Origin of the sequence: Sinomonas humi (genome assembly GCF_000802235.1) — a bacterium.
Taxonomy (GTDB): Bacteria; Actinomycetota; Actinomycetes; order Actinomycetales; family Micrococcaceae; genus Sinomonas; species Sinomonas humi.
The window spans coordinates 1-585 of sequence record NZ_JTDL01000156.1 but is presented as its reverse complement, the minus strand read 5'-3'; the positions used below and the strand labels follow the sequence as shown (position 1 = coordinate 585).

Genomic DNA, 585 nt, shown 5'->3' with positions numbered 1-585 from the left:
TGGTCAACACCAACATCGGCCACCAGCACCCGCGCGTGATCGCGGCCATCGCCAAGCAGGCCACGACCCTCGCGACCGTCGCCCCCGGGCACGCCAGCCACGTCCGGGGCCGCGCCGCCGAGCTCATCCTCAAGCACGCGCCGTCGAACATGGCCAAGGTCTTCTTCACCAATGGCGGCGCCGACGCCAACGAGAATGCAATCCGCATGGCACGCCTCCACACCGGGCGGGACAAAGTCATCTCCCGCTACCGCTCCTACCACGGCAACACGGGCGCGGCTATCGTCGCGACGGGAGACTGGCGCCGGATCCCCAACGAGTACGCCCGCGGCCATGTCCACGCCTTCGGCCCCTACCTGTACCGCTCGGAGTTCTGGGCGCAGACGCCGGAGCAGGAGGCCGAGCGCGCCCTCCACCACCTGCGCCGCGTGATCGAGCTCGAGGGCCCGGAGTCCGTCGCGGCCGTCCTGCTCGAGACGATCCCCGGGACTGCCGGCATCCTCGTCCCGCCGCCCGGCTACCTCGGCGGCGTCCGGGCACTGTGCGATCAGTACGGCATCGTCCTGATCCTTGACGAGGTCATGG

1 protein-coding gene is annotated in these 585 nt (G+C 70.3%); it reads left to right on the top strand.

The window, feature by feature from the left end; genetic code table 11:
• On the top strand, nucleotides 1–585 hold a 585-nt coding region (locus LK10_RS20635), incomplete at both ends, for an aminotransferase class III-fold pyridoxal phosphate-dependent enzyme (protein WP_043128328.1).